Genomic DNA, 18092 nt, shown 5'->3' with positions numbered 1-18092 from the left:
GACCCGGAGTCAAAACACTTGATACCCACGTCGCGCCGCCATTGGTCGAGTAGGCAACTCCTGCTTGTCGAAAGTTACTGGAAATGGTGTCGAACTGCCGCCACCCTACAGCCATGCGGTTCGGGTTGGTTGGGTCGATGGTAAATGATGGTTCATTGGCAGCATCACCAATAATATCCTGTCCAAGGGAATTGGTGTTGATTTGCACCATGGAGTATTGTGCATTGCATTCTTGGACGCAACCCAATCCTATAGTTAGATTAACCAAAATCCAATACTTCTTCATGGCGGTTACCTTGCATACGGATAAGCAAAGAACCGACTGTAATTCATCCCGTTTGAATTTGCAATGACGCCTATCAGAATTATCGAGCACGAAATCGACCCGATAACTTGCTTACGCTCTAGAACACTTAGGCACTGTCACTTCCCCTCAAACCTCCCCCTCTCCGCCTTCCTGAACGCCGACGCTTTGCCCTTGTCCTTGATGTCACGGCTGATAGCAGCGTAGAGGGTGTTGGCGGGTGTCTTGCCACCAGGCGATGACCAGAGACCTTCGGTTGCCATCACATCAATCAACTCCGGACAGGTCATGGCTACCTTGCGATCTTGCAAGACCTGAAGTGCCGCAGCTATGCGCTTTACCCTTCATCTTGCTCTCCTCCATTAGAAACTCTCTGTTTATCTCTTAAAAACTGGATCAGTTTCTAGGGGAAAGGTCAGTTTTATGATCGAATGGAACCGGGGCGACAACAGCGTATGGTATGACATTCTGGCTTTCTCTCGACCGAACCATGTCTTGATCCGGCTCGGTTATCCATTGGTACGCCGAGCGCAAAAAAGATTTACACGAGAGTCAGCAGCATCCATGCTCAAGGCTGTTCAATCTGGTACCTCAACGAAAGCCGGTTGAGAACGCCACGTGACTCTTCCATGATGAAGCTGATGGCCGCATTGAAGAATGCTGTAGGAACTGTTACCCGCCAACGACAGGCTTGCAATTTCCCAGCTTCAGGAAATCAGTCACCCTCCACTTCGGTCTCTCGCATCTGCGGGGTTACACTCTCGATCCACTTTGATTATCGATTGAGGTTGGATCAGTAGTTGAGTAAAGGTTACCCGTCCGTATCTAGTGCAATGTCTGATTAGGTGACAGGATCGTCCACATCAACCAAGCCTAAGTATGGCAAGGAGCACTTTTCCGGGTGCCACAACCGATTGGGAGGGAATACAAGTACTGCAACATGTGCTTGCGCATCTGCACACGCCCAAGTCGCCGAGGCTGGATGGTCGGACAAGAGGGCTCTTACTGGCTGGGCAATGTCGGATAATACATACTCAATTCCCCCGGCGTCATAGTCCATTTTGGACAGTCCGGCCTCTTGGCCGAACTCCGATCCCCACTTTGCGTTATCGTTGGGACCATCTACCGAGCCATGTAAGAACGCCAACAGAGTCTGGACGTCAACGAAGCGTGCCGGTCCGGCGAAGAGGTGTGCATGTGACATGTTTAGCTCTCGGAAAGAATCCAGCACGCTGCTTACGAGACAATACCAGGAAACGATGTTTAGCGGTTTGTGACGGAACTGGTCAGGAAACCAGTGTCGACAGAATCATCCGTTGAGCCCGTCACGATTTCTGTTTGATTCCATCTATCCCAGTTCGAACAAGCGGGCTGAGTGCAGCATACCGGTGAGGTATAGCAGACTCGTGTGGGGTATATGTATTTCCATGCCGGATAGTAGCAGAAGTCGTAAGGAGGCGTATAGTAGCAATTGCCAAGCCAGTTATCGTACCAGCAGTTGTAGCGGCCCCAGTCGCATCCGATGGATTTCCAATTCCAGCAGTCGCTCGAAGGGTACCCCTTGGGGTGATGGCCTTGCTTAGGAAGTTTGAGTCCGCCCGGTGCCGAAGGATTGGGTTCCCCAGCAGCAAAGCCCTGTTGTTTACCCTGACCCGAAGGAATTGAATTGAATTTTATACCTTGTCGGTTAATCGGCATCTTTGTGGCTTTGTTGCCCTGCTGGGCAGGCAACTTGAATCCACCGGGTGCGGATAGAGTAGGCTCACCTTTCGCAAACTCCCTCTTTCCAGGGACTCCACTTGGAAGTATTTTCTTATCCATCTGCGTGGATGGAGAAATCTGACCTGTTTTGGCCTAGGGAGGTGCATGCGAGGCTAGCCCGACCTTGGTTGTTTTTTGCATTTGCGAACCTTGGGAAGGATTCACTCCGCGGGACGATTGAACTCCGCTGAACCTGGAGGGCTGCATCGAACCATTGGTTGTTGCTTTATAATTGCCGATTTTCTTGTCATCGGAGGCAATACCAGTGCTGGCAAAAACAAAGAACATGACAACAGAAACGGTTGCCAGCAGTCTACGAACGCTATTCATGACTTTCTCCTTGTGAAGAGTGGTTTAAGCTTGCTTCATCACCTCGATGTCGCTTGCTTGTGACTCTAGTTCTGACTCGACAGGCGGTTGTGACAACATGCGACAGATTTTCTTCAAGCCATTAGATTGATTGAGCCTGAACGGCAGATTGGCTTGCGAAGCAAAAGGATGCTGTTATCCTGTGAAGAAGCATGGAACCCAGCCAATACTCAGAACGGCTCAGTATGATTGTGACCCGGTGGAGTCTCCTCCATCAGGCACATGATGAGGGGGGCGATACAGCTCGCTCAGCCCAGGAGCGGCTGTTGGCCCGATATGGAGGAGCCGTTCGGCGATATTTGCTAGGTTGCACCCGAAATCCAGATATGGCAGATGAGCTATATCAGGAGTTTGCCATTAAGCTACTCCAAGGCGGGATGCAAGGTGCTAAGCCGGAGAAGGGGCGATTTCGGCATTTTCTCAAAGGTGTCCTCTTCCACCTGCTGGCGGATCAGCATCAAAAACAGAAAAGGAGGCCTTTAGGTTGGAAGACGGAACTGCCGGAGCCGATGGCCCCTTTTACTACCACATCAGAATCTGATGCGGCATTTCAGGTTGAATGGAGAGCTGAATTACTCAATACGACATGGCGAAAACTCCAAGAAGAAGAGGCGAGCCAGGGCCAGCCCTATTTCACGGTACTTGCTCATCGGCGAGAATTTCCGAAAGAGCGCTCTGAAGAAACGGCAATATCACTCACAGGGAAACTGGGAAAGACGTATAGCGCTCCGGCTGTTCGCCAAATACTGCATCGTGCCCGGGAACGCTTCGCCTACATTCTACTGGAGCAAGTGACTCAATCCCTCAATGAACCAACCGTGGAAGAGCTTCATCAAGAAGTGGTAGACTTAGACCTTTTGAAATACTGCAAGCCAACTCTGGATAATATTGCACAAAAATGGGAACAGTGATCTGCTGAGAAGTGGCGGCATTAAGTTGAAAGCGCGTCTGATTACACTCAATCAGCATGCTTTTTCAGATTTCTTTGTCACAAACCAGTCCCACCTCAGAACAAGATGGCACAGTGACCCACAATCATTCAATCGCTGCATTGGCAGCAGGAGTTTCCCATGTTTAAGACTAACCTAACCCAACGGAATCGCACCTGGAAGCCTGTGTTGGAATCGTTGGAAGATCGCCAACTCATGGCGGCTCACGTCTTTCAGGTGGGTAACCCAAGTATTGGGTATTACCTGCGCATTGAAGGCACTCAACTTCGCGATGAAGTAGTCGTCACAGATTTGGTTGACGGAGGCGTGAAACTTCGTCTAACCCCCGGTGATACGGGTGTGCCAAAGAATTATGAAATCCACAATCAGAAACCCGCCTGGATTCGTTTTGAGGGATTCGGTGGAAGTAATAGCTTTCTCAATTTCACGGATACCCCTGCAATCGTGATTACCGGTTCAGGAAATGATTTCATCCAGGGAGGTTCTGATCGTGACTTGATCATGGCGGGGGGTGGAGAAAATGAAATCTACGGTGGGGCGGGGGATGATGTCATCGTAGGTGGGAATGAACGCGATATCATATATGCCGAAGCAGGCAATGACTCTGTTTGGGGCATGGGTGGCAGTGATGTCATCGATGGAGGAACTGGTAACGACTATTTAGACGGCAGTACTGGTGATGACTGGCTTATAGGAAGTTCAGGTGCCGACATCCTCATAGGATGGACAGGTGATGATTGGCTATTTGGTGGTTTGGATAATGACCATCTCTTTGGCAACAATGGAGATGACCACCTTTATGGCGATGCAGGAGACGATCGATTGTTCGGCGGGTTCGGCCATGATTGGATTCATGGTGGTGCCCAGAATGACTATTTGTCAGGAGGGTATGATTTGTCGTTGGATGAACTCAATGGCGATGGCGGTATAAACATCGCTGAGTTCTATGTACAGCTAAACAACTACGAACAAGATTCGTTCTTGGAACAAATGAGTGATAGTATTCTGCATGTAGGTAGTTTTGGACTGATTGACATGCCACCATTTGGCGTGACCAACGCTACATTACCGTTACAGACGGATAACGTGTCCAACTGCACACGTAACATGGAAATATTGCCACAATACGGAAAAGATCCAGAAGACATTCTGTATGCAAAGGACATCCGGTCCGTAGTTGAGAAATCTCAGTCCTGGTCAGACTATGTGATTGGACGTGCCCGCAATGCCAATCTCCAAGGACCAGGGACAGAACTACTTCCTACGAGGAGAACCTTCACTACTAGTACGGATCCAATGCTGCAGTACCATAGTTTCTCTGGTTCAACGGATCGCGAGTTCTCGGCAACGACGCATACCTTGAATATGGAAATAACTGTGGAACTCGAAGGGACGCCAGCTTGGATGGATGATCTCGAAAACATCTCTATGAATTTGGAAGACCTGCTGCTGGCGGATCTGCTCAATGAAGACTACGACACGGAAACACATGAACTGCTGTTGTCAATCCAGGATCAATCGGGGCTCGGTTCTTGGATTATGAACCTGGAAACGGAGACCCATGAGTTTCTGGATGAAGATGGCACGTTCTCAGGACCGATCGACTACGATTTCGGATGCATTGGATCAGAAGCAAAAAGCTCAGAATCGATTGACTCAGTTGGAAAAAGCCAATGACATTTTGGGCTCGGTTTTCACTCATCTCGATCCCAAAGCGAACTTTCACACCGTGGCGGAGTTGCGCAACGCTTTAAAGGAGAATCTCAAACAAGCGATCGCGCAATTGGATGGCAACGTCATTGGCGATCCGTTAACCGTAGCCAAGATGCAAAACATCCTTGGAGAATCTCTTATTGGCTTAGGCGAGGCAGAGTTGGCTATTGAAGTATTCGCCAGGAAAAAAAACATTGCGCAAGCAAACCTAGCTGCCGACCACCCCGACACGCTTATCAGCATGAATAACCTGGCAGCAGCCTACTATGCAGCCGGAAAGCTGGAGCAAGCACTGGCGATTTACGAGGAGACACTGAAGTTTCAAAAAGCAAAATTGGGGGCCGACCACCCAGACACGCTTATCAGCATGAACAACCTGGCGCTGGGCTACAAAGACGCTGGATATCTGGATAAGGCCATACCACTCTTTGAGGAAACCCTGAAGCTCACCAAGGCCAAGCTAGGGCCCGACGACCCCAGCACGCTCATCAGCATGAACAACCTGGCGCTGGGCTACAAGGCTGCTGAAAAGCTGGACCTGGCACTGCCGCTCTACGAGGAAACTCTGAAGCTTTCCAAGGCCAAACTGGGGACCGATCACCCCGACACACTCAACTGCATGAATAACCTGGCATTGGGATACCGATCTGCTGGTAAGCTGGACCTGGCCCTACCAGTCTACGAGGAAACCCTGAAGCTCTCTAAGGCCAGGCTTGGGGCTGACCACCCCCTCACGCTTTATTGCATGGGTAATCTGGCGGCCAGTTACCGGATCGCAGGCAAACTGGACCTGGCGTTGCCGATCGCTGAGGAAAATCTGAAGCTTCGCAAGTCCAAGCTTGGAGGTGATCATCCCGATACACTGGACGCCATGGGCAGCATGGGGGCTGCATACTCTGCAGCCAAACAGGGAGAGAAAGCGGCACTGATTTTTAAGGAGTTCGTTGCTGCCCGAAGAAAACGAGGTCCCCAGGAAGATCCCCAATTCGCAGGGTTGCTCGCTAAGGTTTCGCTCGATCTGCTCAAGTGTGACCAGTTCACTGCCGCAGAAGAGATGCTACGCGAGTGTTTGGCTATCCGCGAGAAAAAGGAACCGAACATTTGGAGCACGTTTAATACACAGGCCATACTCGGCGTAGCGCTGCTGGGCCAGAAAAAGTATGCCGAGACCGAACCGCTGCTACTGAAGGGCTACGAAGGCATGAAAGCCCGTGAGAAAACCATCCCGCCACAGGCGACCACTCGTCTCCCCGAAGCCCTCGACCGCCTCATCCAGTTCTATACCGAAACCAACAAGCCCGATGAAGTGAAGAAGTGGCAGGCTGAGCGGGAGAAATATCCTAAGCTGCCTGAGAAAAAATAACTTTCATTGACGCTGCCCTGCCCCTATTCTCGCTAGTGGAGTGGGAGGCATACCATGACCGAAGAAACGCTGTTTGAATTAGCCCGAAAAACGCCAGTATCGGAGCGTTCAGCTCTGCTGGATCGTGCCTGTGAAGGTAAGCCTGAGTTGCGTGCACGGGTAGAAGCTTTGTTGCAAGCCGATGCAGGCTCATCGCCCTTTTCCGATCCGTCTTTTACGATTGATGCAACCACCGGTTTTCAGGCCACTGCCAGCTATACCTCGCCCGAACTGGAGCCCAGCAACGTCATTGCCGGTCGCTACACTCTCGAGCAAAAACTCGGCGAAGGGGGCATGGGCGAAGTCTGGGTCGCCAAGCAATGGGAACCCGTCAAACGCAAGGTGGCACTGAAGCTCATCAAAGCCGGCATGGATTCCAAGTCTGTCGTACAGCGTTTCGAACAGGAACGCCAGGCATTAGCGATGATGGATCATCCCAACATCGCCAAGGTGCTGGATGGTGGCATTACCGAACAGAGACAACCTTTCTTCGTCATGGAATTGGTGAACGGGCTACCACTCAACAAGTTCTGCGACGAAGCGAAGCTGAGCATTCAAGAGCGTCTTGAACTCTTCGTGCCCATCTGCCAGGCAGTGCAGCATGCCCACCAGAAAGGCATCGTGCATCGTGATCTGAAGCCGAGCAACATCCTGGTGACGATGATCGATGGCAAGCCAATACCCAAGGTGATCGATTTTGGTGTGGCCAAGGCCACCGGTGGCAAGCTGACCGACGAAAGCATGTCCACGCAATTCGGGGCAGTGATCGGCACGCTGGAGTATATGAGCCCGGAGCAGGCAGGCTTTTCCAATCAGGATGTGGACACGCGAGCCGATATCTATTCACTGGGTGTCATTCTTTACGAACTCCTTACCGGGCTTCGTCCGTTTGACAGCAAGCGATTGAAGCAGGCGGCGCTGGATGAAGTCATCCGCATTATTCGCGAAGAGGAACCGAGCAAGCCTAGTACCAAACTGTCGACGGATGAAGCACTTCCCTCGCTGGCCGCGGTACGGCACATCGAGCCGGGTAAGCTCACCGCACTCCTGCGGGGTGAACTCGACTGGGTAGTAATGAAATGCCTGGAGAAGCAACGGGATCGGAGGTATGAAACGGCGAACGGGCTGGCGAGAGATATCCAGCGGTATCTGGCAGATGAACCGGTGGAAGCGCGACCACCGAGTGCGCGGTATCTGTTGAAGAAGTTTATTGAAAGGAATCGGGGAACAGTAATTGCGGCCATTCTGGTGTTTTTCGCACTGGTAGCGGGGATAGCTGGAACGACGTGGGGACTCATTGAAGCCAAAAAACAGGCAGATCTTGCCATTAAAGAATCGAGGCAAAAAGAATTGGCCCGCCAGGCTGAAGCTGAACTGCGAATAGAAACATTACGGGAACGGGACGAGAAGGAAACTGCTCGCCAGAAAGCCATCAGAGAAAGAAATTCTGCCAACGCCATCGCGGAGTTTGTGAGAGATGACTTTCTGGCATTAACGAGTATCGAAGGACAAATACGGTTTGGTGATCCTGCAATCGAACCCCTAAACAAAAATACCACTTTACAACAACTGCTTGATCGTGCCGCTAGCAAGCTCGACAAGAGACGTGACCTTGTTCCCCATATTGAAGCCGATCTACGCTGGATGGTCGGTTTGAATTATCGGGGAATTGGTGAGCCCGCCAAAGGCATCCCTCATCTGGAACGCAGTGTTGCCCTGTTTAAAAGCGAAGCTGGAGAAGATCACGAAAAAACACTCATGGCCCAGAACAGTTTGGCTGTCTGCTATTCAGCAGCTGGCAAACTGGACCAGGCGGTAAAACTTGGCGAGATAATACTCCAAGTAGAGAAAGCTAAACTAGGCCTCGATCATCCTCATACACTGGGCAGCATGAGCAGTCTGGCAAGATATTACATGAATGCAGGCAAACTCGACTTGGCCATACCACTCATCGAACACGTTTTCAAAGTAAGAACAGCCAAGCTTGGTGACGATCATCCTGACACTCTCCGAAGCGCTACACGTCTGGCAACAGCGTATCAGCAGGCAGGCAAACTTGAAAAGGCGTTATCGCTATACAAGCAAACGCTGAAATTCCGGACTGTCAAACTCGGGGAAAATCATGCTGAAGTCACTGAAAGCATGCATCAGATGGCCGAGGGGTATCGTGCAATGGGTAAATTCGCTCTAGCCGAGCCTCTTTTTGAAAAGGCATTGCAGGCACAGACTAACACGCTTGGTGCTGATCACCCGGATACCCTCAGAACCATGAACAATCTGGCACTCTGCTATCGGGAAACCGGCAAACTGGAACAAGCGATTACCCTTCAGGATCAGGCCTTGAAGCAGTTCAAAGCCAAACTGGGTGCCGACCACCCTGATACACTGCGATGCATGGGAAACCTGGCTACCAGCTATAAGGTTGCCGGCAAGCTGGATCATGCCATGCCTCTGTATGAACAGACATACAACATGATGAAATTGAAACTTGGAGCGAATCATCCCAATACGATCACCAGCATGGTTCACTTGTCTGAAGGATTTAAAGCTGCCCGAAAGTTCGAGCAGGCCCTGCTCATTCTTGAGCAAGCAGTAAAGCTGCGAAAAACTAAGCTCGGAGAGGGCCATCCTGACACCTTAAACGCCATGGGTAACCTGGGAAAAACGTACTGTCTGGCGAAGCAAGGCGAGAAAGCAGCAGTCGTCTTGCGTGAGCTAGTGGCTCTCAATCGCCGATTATATCCTGGAAACGATTCATCGCTTGCCGGACTGCTGATCAATATTGCCCAAGATTTGCAAGAGTGTGGTCAATATCGCGACGCCGAACCAATGATTCGCGAAAGCCTGGCTATCCGCCAAAAGATTGAACCCGATAACTGGATAACGTTCAACACGCAATCCATGCTAGGCCGAGTACTTCTTCTTCAAAAGAAATACGCCGAAGCGGAGCCGCTGCTGATTAAGGGTTACGAGGAAATGGTGGCACGTCTTCCGCAGGATGCTCCGGGGGCTGACGCCGCCCGGCTCGCGCAGAATAAGTCGCTGCGAACTACGATGCAGACCCGTATTGCCGAAGCTCTCGACCGCCTCATCCAGTTCTACACCGAAACCAACAAGCCCGACGAAGTGAAGAAGTGGCAGGCGGAGAGAGAGAAGTTGCCCAAGCCAGCTCCAGACAAGAAGTGATTGTGAAGAGACGGGCGAGATTGATACTCGTCCGTCTTCTGGTATTCAACTCAAGACGTGGTATACCTTTGTCACCTCCCCTCAAACCTCCCCCTCTCCGCCTTCCTGAACGCCGAGTCCTTCCCCTGTTCCTTGATGATCCGGCTGATGGCAGCATACAGAGTGTTGGCTGGCGTCTTACCACCCAGGCGAAACCCACAAGCCTTCCGTCGCCATCACATCGATCAACTCTGGGCAGGTCATGGCCACCTTGCGCATGGGTGTGTACGTTCCATCAGCTACTATTTCTCCGTAACAGGTGATCTCAATCGTGAAGCCTCCTCCTCCCATTCGCCGGCATGGATATGACCGCAGCCACCTTGCGCAGCCGGGTGGATGCAACCGTCGGTCTTGTGTACCAGGAAGCCCATGTTGCCTTTCTCGCGGTTAGGCGGCAGGCCGATGTTGGAGAGGGTTTCCTCGGTGCTCTTGTAGGTCACGCCGATCTTCAGCATCTGCCGTGCCTGCTCCGGTGTGGCAATGGAACGCCCGACCAGCTTCGCCATAGCGATCTGCTTCTCGATCATCTGCATCGTCGTTGCGCGCACACCCTTCTTGTTATCCCACAGGTTGTCCTCAATGCCTGCTCGGGTGTGCTGCCCCAGGGCGATCATCATCATCGAGATAGGATAAGTTAGTCTGAAGGTGCTCTGGTAAGTGAAGCATGACCCATGCGGGGTACGACGCACCAGTTCCATCAGGTCGAACGGATTAACACCGCACACGCCGGCAGCGCCGGTGCTGAAGAAGCCATTTACCGGGCCCATGTAGTAGCCCCGGCGGATCAGCCTTTCGACCAGTTCCAGGCCATGAATGTGGGGCAGAGCGAAGTAGGGCTGGATGCCGTTCGCGACGCAACGCTTGATGTTCTCCAGGTAGAAGTCCGGCGTGGCGTCCATGACCAGGTTGGCCATGGCGTGGATCATCGCCGGGTTGGTGAACCGCGTCCCCTCGAAGGTGTCCAGGGGGTGAATCGCTGTCTGGTCGTAGAGCGTGGAACCACACATGACTGTGATCTGGTCCGGCGCGGGCGTGACGGCGCAGAGTTTGTGCCGGGTGTCGTAGTTCGCGGCGTGCGCCTCCTCGCCCGGGTTCGGGGCGAACGAGATCGATCCGCCCAGCTGGAGGATCATCTTCGGAACGGCCTTCCGCAACCGCGCGACCTGGTCGTTGTAGTGCTGGAAGTTCTTCGAGATATGCCCCGTCTCGGGGTCGCGGACGTGGATATGCAGGAGCGTCGCCCCGGCGTTGTAGCAGTCCACCGCCGCCTGGACCTGCTCGTCCCACGTGACGGGCAGCTTCTGTTCGGGGGTGCAATCCTCCGGCATCCACACCGGGCCATAAGGCGCGGCCGTGATCATCAGCGGCGGCATGTTCTCAGGCAGCAGCGAGTCGTCTGTGAAGTACATGGCAATCTCCATTTCAAGGAACAGGTTGGTTACGGGTGTACGATGCTTGCAATCAAGCCAAGTATACCCAGAAAGGCGATCAAGCCTGACAGCAAGAACAAGAGTGAAAACGGAGCATTCGGATAATGTGCTGTCAGCCGTCGCATCTGGATCCGATGCTGCGTTGCAGCAATAGTCAACGTCAAGACGCCGATGCCGATCATAATCAAGCCGAACGTCCTCGCGCCGAAGAGTTGCGAACTCTTGGCCAAATCGCCACGTTCATTCAGGTACTCGAAGAACTTGTAGAGCGTGAAGCCGAAGGTGATGAGCGAGGTGGCGGTTCGCGTCCACGCCATCATGGTTCGTTCGTGAGCCAGGTAGGTGCGTTCCAAAGCCAGGGTCATTTGATCTGGCGCTGCTCCAGGATTATCAACCTTGTCCTGAGTCATCTTACATCACTCCTGATCTTGGCGAGGTGAGACCGGGTGAAGGTAACTCGCAATTCGATTGGTGAGCCCGCGAACGACTAAATAGGGTACGATCGCCAGCGCTAAAGCCACAATGATTGTTTGAATCGGATAGATCCAGCGAAGAACGATGATCTCGTAAATCACATCAAGGATGACAGCAACCAGAAAGAGCTTTCCCACGTCTTTCCATAGCTCTTTTGCCAGCATGTGCCGCTGCATCGGATCGCCGACCAGTGTCCAGAAGAACACAGGGCGGGCTTTCCTGGCATCCTTGATTCCAGAGCGTATGGCAAAGAAGGTGGCGACCACGGGCTGCAAAATGAGCCGTAAATGCAGCGGCCCGCTATCCCGTGCGAGTAATTCTTGCCAACCACGTGAGAACAGCTCTTCCATTAACTGGTTGCTTTCAGTCCAAACTTCGTATGAAGGAGTTATGGATCCCAATAATAGCTATTAGGTAGTTTGGTTCAGAGGTTAGCCTAGAGACGTTGGCCAAGTCAAAAGAAATCTTTAGTTCAATCTCGCCTATTTCGTGCGTCCAAGTAGCGTCATATTGTCTGGTAAAGTCACGGGAGCTACTGACAATGAGTGGGAGTGCCTGGTGTCAACGCAAAACAACCCCAGCCACCCAGCCGGGGTCATTCGCATTCCGCCAGCTCCACTACACCGCCTCAAACTTCCCCCTCTCCGCCTTCCTGATCGCCGAGTCCTTCCCCTGTTCCTTGATGATCCGGCTGATGGCAGCATACAGAGTGTTCGACGGAGTCTTGCCACCTGGAGAAACCCACAATCCTTCGATCGCCATCACATCAATCAACTCCGGGCAGGTCATGGCGACCTTGCGAACTTGTAGCACCTGTAGCGCTGCTGCCTTCATGCTGAGCTTCTTGGGTGGTGCGTCGGCTTTGACCTTGAGTTTGCGGGGCTTCTTGATGGCTGGTTCATCGAAGTTGGGTGCTGATACATCAGATTCTTCATGAGCAGTTGCCGCCACGTTTTCCGTCGCTGGCTCCACGTTGCCGGTGTCTGAATTAGTTGCCACAGTCGCGGCGTCCGTTGGCTCAGGTTGCAGCAGTTGCTCGGTTTCGACCACAATCTCTGGTGTTTCAACGGTTGCCTTCTTGCTTTTGGAACCACCAGTCTTCGCCTGCCACTTCGGCTTTTTCTCTCCCTTGACCTTCGTTTCAGGCAGTTTTGCTTCGCTGGTTGCCCCAACCTTCAGCCTCTTATTCGCCATGTCTCTGTCTCCTGGTGCGTGCCCCATCACCATGATGCTGGCTACGCAGGATGACAGTTAGAGCATGACGGGGGAAAGGGAATCAGGAATGTGGAAGATTTCGTCGTGTGGGAACGGCAAGTTTCTTGTTGAATCACTACGACTCATCATTAGAATCAGGCATGCACCTGAACTGTCCCCATTGCCGCAATCCGATAGAAGTGGTCGAACTGCCTGAAGGCGAAGTACTTTGCCCTTCGTGTGGATCCAGTTTCCATTTGACCAATGCAAAAACCACAGTTGAATTCAAGCCTGCTGAGCATGGCCAGTTGTTCGGCCGTTTCGCGGTACAACAACAAGTTGGCATGGGAGCGTTCGGCACCGTTTACAAAGCCGTTGATAGCGACTTGCATCGCACGGTTGCATTGAAGGTGCCGCGTGCAAGCAACATGCCCCCATCCAAGGCTGGCATTGATCGTTTTCTCCGCGAAGCCCGCAGTGCTGCACAACTACGTCATCCAAGTATTGTTACAGTGCATGAAGTGGGTGCGCAAAACGATCAGCCTTATCTCGTTTCAGATTTTGTCGATGGTGTTACTCTAGCTGACTGGCTCACAGCTCACGAGCCAACCTTCCGGCAGGCTGCCCAGTGGATTGCCGAACTGGCGGATGCACTTCACTATGCGCACACTCAAGGCGTCATTCACCGTGATGTGAAGCCCAGCAATATCATGCTTGCAAAAAGTCCTGAGCAACCGTCTGATACTCAGCATTCAGGACACAGAACTCAGAAGTTATTTTTGATGGACTTCGGTTTGGCAAAACGTGATGCGGGTGAGATAACGATGACTATGGAGGGTCAAATCCTCGGCACCCCTGCTTATATGAGTCCCGAACAGGCTAGAGGCGAAGGGCATGAAGTTGATGGCCGCACAGATGAGTATTCGCTTGGCGTAATCTTCTATGAACTGCTGACGGGTGAGCTGCCATTCCGTGGCAACGTCCGCATGCTGATGGATCAGGTGTTGCACGAGGAAGCCAAGTCGCCTCGCAAAATCAATGATCGCATTCCGCTTGATCTGGAAACAATTTGCCTGAAAGCGATGGCGAAGGAACCAGCCCGGCGTTATGCCAGTTGTGCAGAGTTGGCTGCTGATTTGAGACGGTATTTGAAAGGCGAGCCGATTTTGGCAAGGCCGGTGGGAAGTTTGGAACGAGGCTGGCGTTGGTGCAAGAGGAATCCAGTGGTGGCGGGGCTGACTGTGGGTATTGCAGCGGTGTTGGTGGCAGCGACGGTACTGTCGAGCGGCCTCTCGTGGTGGGCGCTCAAGGAAAAAGAACGGGCGGATGAGAATGCAATAACGGCAAAGGAGTATGCCAGAACTGCAACCGAAAACGAGAAGAAAGCTGAAATGAACGCGAAGACTGCTTCAAAAAATGCTGAAGAATCTCTCAGGGAAAAACAGCGTGCGGAGCGACTGGTCGTCTTACATGCTAGCCGCGAAGGATTTCGGAATATAGAGACGGGAGATCGCTTCACGGGATTACTGTGGTTTACGCATCCGTTGAAGATTCTTACGGATCAGCCGGAGCTCAAAAGTATCACCCTGGAAAGACTAGGCAACCATCGCCGCGGAGAGTTAAATCAAATTTACTGTTCACAGATGTTAACGCATCAAAGTTCAGTATTTACTGCAAGTTTCAGTCCTGATGGCCGCCGTGTCGTTACTGCATCTGAGGATAAGACTGCACGGGTGTGGAATGTTACTACTGGTCAGCCTCTTACTCCGCCCTTAACACATCAAGGTCGGGTAAATTCAGCAAGTTTCAGTCCCGATGGCCGTCGTGTTGTTACCGCTTCTGAGGATAAAACTGCGCGGGTTTGGGATGCAGCTAGCGGACAACCTCTAACACCGACCTTGACGCATAAAGACTCGGTAGTGTCAGCAAATTTCAGTTCCGATGGCCTCCGTGTCGTTACTGTTTCAATGGACATTGGAGCACGGATGGAGGAGGTAGCAGTACGGGCGTGGGGACCAGCCGCACGGGTTTGGGATGCAGCCAGTGGGCAACCTCTAACACCGCCCTTGATGCATCACTATGTGCTGTGGACAACCACAAGTTTCAGTCCCGATGGCCGTCGTGTTCTCACCGCTTCTGCTAAAGATAGGTCGGCACAGGTGTGGGATATAGCCATAGGTAAACCTCTCACTCCGCCCATAACGCATAAAGGATTGGTAACCTCAGCGAGTTTCTGCCCCGATGGCCGTCGTGTCGTCACAACTTCTGTAGATGGAACGGCACGGGTGTGGGATGCAGCAAGCGGACAACCACTCACACCGCCCTTGACGCATCAAGACTCGGTACTGTCAGCAAGTTTCAGTTCCGATGGCCGTTGTGTGGTCACTGCTTCAGTAGATGGAACGGCGCGGGTCTGGGATTCAGCCAACGGTCAGCCACTCACATCACCCTTGACGCATAAAGGCTCGGTAATGTCTGCGGGTTTCAGCCCTGATAGCCGTCGTGTCGTAACCGCTTCTCGGGATAAAACGGCACGGGTGTGGGATGCAACCAACGGACAACCACTCACACCGCCCTTAATGCATGAAGGCTCGGTACGATTAGCAAGTTTCAGTTCCGATAGCCGCCGTGTAATTACCACCTCTTTTGATAAGACAGTACGGGTGTGGGATACAGCAAGCGGACAACCTCTAACACAGCCCTTGCCGCATCAAGACTTGGTCATGTCAGCGGGTTTCAGTCCTGACAGCCATCGAGTCGTAACCGCGTCTCGTGATAAAACGGCACGGGTGTGGGATGCAGCAAGCGGACAACCTCTAACACCGCCCTTGCCGCATCAAGACTTGGTCATGTCAGCGGGTTTCAGTCCTGATAGCCATCGTGTCGTAACCGCGTCTCGTGATAAAACAGCACGGGTGTGGGATGCAGCCAGTGGACAACCTCTAACACCGCCTTTGACGCATGAAGACTCGGTACAATCAGCAAATTTCAGTTCCGATGGCCGCCGTGTCATTACCACCTCTATTGATAAGACAATACGGGTGTGGGATGCAGCCAGTGGACAACCTATAACACCGTCCATGACGCATAAAGGCTCAGTACTATCAACAAGTTTCAACTCCGATGGTCGCGTTGTTATTATTACCTCTTTAGATTGGACAGCACGGGTTTGGAATGCAGCCAACGGAAGACCTCTCACACCACCCTTGACGCATCAACTTAATGTAAATTCTGCAAGTTTCAGTCCCGATGGTCGCCGTATCGTTACAGCTTCACAGGATAAGACAGCTCGTGTGTGGGATGCCACCAACGGGCAACCCCTCACGCCTCCCTTAACTCATACAGCCGCAGTTGTGTCAGTGAGTTTCAGCAGTGATGGTCGCCGTATCGTTACAGCTTCACAGGATAAGACAGCGCGTGTGTGGGATGCCACCAGCGGTCAACCCCTCACGCCTCCCTTAACTCATACAGCCGCAGTTGTGTCAGTGAGTTTCAGCAGCGATGGTCGCCGTATCGTTACAGCTTCACAGGATAAGACAGTGCGTGTGTGGGATGCAGTCAGCGGTCAACCCCTTACTCCTCCTTTGATGCATCCAAATGAATTAAGATCAGCGAGTTTCAGCAGCGATGGCCGCTCTGTCGTCACAGCTTCAACTGATCAGACAGCACGGGTGTGGGCCCTTTCTGCCGATACTCGTCCCACCGCCGACCTCCTGAAACTTGCCCAGGTCTACGCCAGCCATAAGATCGACGACACCGGTGGCCTCCAACCTCTTGATGTCGAAAAAGAACTCCTCCCCATGTACAACGAAATGAAAGCCAAATACCCTGATGAGTTCATTCCCAAGTACGAAGACACCCGTCGCTGGCGTCTCAAGCAGATCGAAGAGTGTTGCAGAGAACGCAACCTCCCGGCAGCTCTCTACCACCAGAACTGGCTATTGGCTGAAGCAGTTGTTGAGGCTACAAGCAAGAAATAACCACCTCTCCCTCTGGCTCCCCCAATCCATCTCCAGACAAATCGGCTGCAGATGCCTGAGCTTAATCGGATCATGGCCACTGGTGGTCTTGGGGAGGAATAGGATTGCCTCCTGAATATCCGGTGCCAGCAGCAGCAGGTTCATGATCTGACTGATGCGAGCACGGCTAACATGTCCCAGCCGTGCCAATTCTGCATAGTCCTTCACTACACCAGTTACCACTAACCGTTCCAGATGGTGGGCCAATGCCATCAACCGCGAGATGCGAGGTATGCGACCATCCGGCAGAGCAGGGGATTGCTTGCGGGTAGTCATCACCCGCTGACCCTTGCGGTGCGTCTCAAAAGATACATTCCAGGTCTTGGCAATCATGCAGCGTTCTCCGTGAGAGTTTCGGTCAGCAGGGATTCGAGGCCAGTCGGATGGAAGTGAATGGTGACCTGGCCCACCTTACCATCGTAATCAATGCGGTCAATTAGCAATTGCAGGAGCTTCTGCTTCTCAACGATATTCATGGCTTTCCAGAGATCATCAAATCTACCTAGCACCGTGGCCACGGATTCTGACGTTATCGACCAGTCGGCCAATCGTTCCAGTTCATCGCGAATCTGGGCCAACTGTGGCGTTTCGTGGGCGATGCGTTCCTGCACTTCGGCCAATCGGCTGGTTACGAGGGTATTCACTTCACCTGCCTTAATCTGGCCCACCAGGTTGCGTGCTTCCTGCTGCCATCGTTTGAGTTCTCGTTCCAGCAGAGCTTGTTCGGACTTCAGGGTTTGCCGATGCTCTTCATGGTGCTGGTGAATGATGGCAAGCACTTCAGCCTGCAGGGAAGGATCGCTGCCAATGCCCTGGATCCGTTCCAGGACGAACTGTTCCATCTGGCCTGCGGGCACACTCTTGGAAGAACACTTCTCCCAGCCCTGCTTCTGGGCCTTGGTGCAGGTGTAATAGCGATACTGCACTTTACCGTTCTTACAGCAGTACGATGGTGTCATGGCACATCCGCAGGGGACGCATCGCAGCAAACCCTTCAATATCGACCCGTGGCGATTCTTGATTTCACGGCCACCATGGATGCCGTTGCGTTCCAGTTGATTCTGCACCCGCTGCCAGAGCACCTCATCAATGATGGCTTCGTGTTCGCCAGCATAGACGTTGTCTTTGTGTCTTACCTGACCGAAGTACAGTGGATTGGTGAGCAGGTTCCATAAGCTGGTGCGGGTGAACTCCATGCCACCTTTGGCAATACCTTTGCGGGTGGTGTACAGCTTGTTCCGCCAGCCACGC

Annotated in this window: 16 protein-coding genes; 6 read left to right on the top strand and 10 right to left on the bottom strand. The window is 52.5% G+C overall.

The genetic code is table 11. The features are described 5' to 3' along the window. A partial coding sequence (locus JNJ77_21630) for a hypothetical protein (GenBank protein MBL8825203.1) occupies nucleotides 1–286 on the bottom strand: 286 nt, incomplete at its 3' end. A 137-nt stretch (nucleotides 287–423) separates the two neighbouring features. Then, nucleotides 424–615, bottom strand: coding sequence for a winged helix-turn-helix domain-containing protein (locus tag JNJ77_21625; GenBank protein MBL8825202.1), 192 nt, complete (start codon nucleotides 613–615; stop codon nucleotides 424–426). A gap of 112 nt (nucleotides 616–727) precedes the next feature. Between JNJ77_21625 and JNJ77_21620 the strand changes: the two genes are divergently transcribed. Next, nucleotides 728–913 carry a DUF1990 family protein gene (locus JNJ77_21620; GenBank protein MBL8825201.1) on the top strand — a complete coding sequence of 62 codons (186 nt, stop codon included), beginning with the start codon at nucleotides 728–730 and terminating at the stop codon, nucleotides 911–913. Nucleotides 914–2158: 1245 nt separating this feature from the next. Here JNJ77_21620 and JNJ77_21615 read toward each other — a convergent pair. Beyond that, nucleotides 2159–2395 carry a hypothetical protein gene (locus tag JNJ77_21615; GenBank protein ID MBL8825200.1) on the bottom strand — a complete coding sequence of 79 codons (237 nt, stop codon included), beginning with the start codon at nucleotides 2393–2395 and terminating at the stop codon, nucleotides 2159–2161. A gap of 191 nt (nucleotides 2396–2586) precedes the next feature. Between JNJ77_21615 and JNJ77_21610 the strand changes: the two genes are divergently transcribed. From JNJ77_21610 to JNJ77_21595, 4 genes are all read left to right on the top strand, one after another. Beyond that, nucleotides 2587–3345, top strand: a complete 759-nt coding sequence (locus tag JNJ77_21610; GenBank protein MBL8825199.1) for a sigma-70 family RNA polymerase sigma factor — start codon at nucleotides 2587–2589, stop codon at nucleotides 3343–3345. A gap of 207 nt (nucleotides 3346–3552) precedes the next feature. After that, complete coding sequence (locus JNJ77_21605) at nucleotides 3553–5061, top strand: hypothetical protein (GenBank protein MBL8825198.1); 1509 nt, start codon at nucleotides 3553–3555, stop codon at nucleotides 5059–5061. Continuing rightward, a complete protein-coding gene (locus JNJ77_21600; protein ID MBL8825197.1) occupies nucleotides 4946–6460 on the top strand; it encodes a tetratricopeptide repeat protein in 1515 nt (504 codons plus the stop codon). Before JNJ77_21605 ends, JNJ77_21600 begins: the two co-directional genes overlap by 116 nt. A 54-nt stretch (nucleotides 6461–6514) precedes the next feature. Beyond that, nucleotides 6515–9685, top strand: a complete 3171-nt coding sequence (locus JNJ77_21595; protein MBL8825196.1) for a serine/threonine protein kinase — start codon at nucleotides 6515–6517, stop codon at nucleotides 9683–9685. Nucleotides 9686–9756: 71 nt separating this feature from the next. Here JNJ77_21595 and JNJ77_21590 read toward each other — a convergent pair whose 3' ends face one another. From JNJ77_21590 to JNJ77_21570, 5 genes are all read right to left on the bottom strand, one after another. Continuing rightward, entirely contained in the window at nucleotides 9757–9873 is a 117-nt protein-coding gene (locus JNJ77_21590; GenBank protein MBL8825195.1) for a hypothetical protein, read from the bottom strand. Between the two features lie 93 nt (nucleotides 9874–9966). Then, nucleotides 9967–11133: a 3-keto-5-aminohexanoate cleavage protein gene (locus JNJ77_21585; protein MBL8825194.1), complete on the bottom strand. Its 1167-nt coding sequence runs from the start codon at nucleotides 11131–11133 to the stop codon at nucleotides 9967–9969. Between the two features lie 29 nt (nucleotides 11134–11162). Then, a complete protein-coding gene (locus tag JNJ77_21580) occupies nucleotides 11163–11564 on the bottom strand; it encodes a DUF202 domain-containing protein (GenBank protein ID MBL8825193.1) in 402 nt (133 codons plus the stop codon). Nucleotides 11565–11570: 6 nt separating this feature from the next. Continuing rightward, nucleotides 11571–11978 carry a hypothetical protein gene (locus tag JNJ77_21575; protein MBL8825192.1) on the bottom strand — a complete coding sequence of 136 codons (408 nt, stop codon included), beginning with the start codon at nucleotides 11976–11978 and terminating at the stop codon, nucleotides 11571–11573. A gap of 268 nt (nucleotides 11979–12246) precedes the next feature. Further along, entirely contained in the window at nucleotides 12247–12822 is a 576-nt protein-coding gene (locus JNJ77_21570; protein MBL8825191.1) for a winged helix-turn-helix domain-containing protein, read from the bottom strand. 161 nt (nucleotides 12823–12983) lie between these two features. On the opposite strand from JNJ77_21570, the gene JNJ77_21565 reads away from it, so the two are divergent. Beyond that, nucleotides 12984–16802, top strand: a complete 3819-nt coding sequence (locus JNJ77_21565; protein ID MBL8825190.1) for a protein kinase — start codon at nucleotides 12984–12986, stop codon at nucleotides 16800–16802. Here the strand turns inward: JNJ77_21565 and JNJ77_21560 are convergent. Next, nucleotides 16761–17174: a hypothetical protein gene (locus JNJ77_21560; protein ID MBL8825189.1), complete on the bottom strand. Its 414-nt coding sequence runs from the start codon at nucleotides 17172–17174 to the stop codon at nucleotides 16761–16763. The genes JNJ77_21565 and JNJ77_21560 overlap by 42 nt on opposite strands. Beyond that, nucleotides 17171–18092 (bottom strand): recombinase zinc beta ribbon domain-containing protein (locus JNJ77_21555; protein MBL8825188.1); only part of this gene is annotated, 922 nt, incomplete at its 5' end. The genes JNJ77_21555 and JNJ77_21560, both read right to left, overlap by 4 nt.

The sequence above is a fragment of the Planctomycetia bacterium genome, assembly GCA_016795155.1.
In the GTDB taxonomy this organism is placed as follows: Bacteria; Planctomycetota; Planctomycetia; order Gemmatales; family HRBIN36; genus JAEUIE01.
Note: the sequence above shows the minus strand (reverse complement) of the source record. Positions and strands in the feature narration are given on the sequence as shown.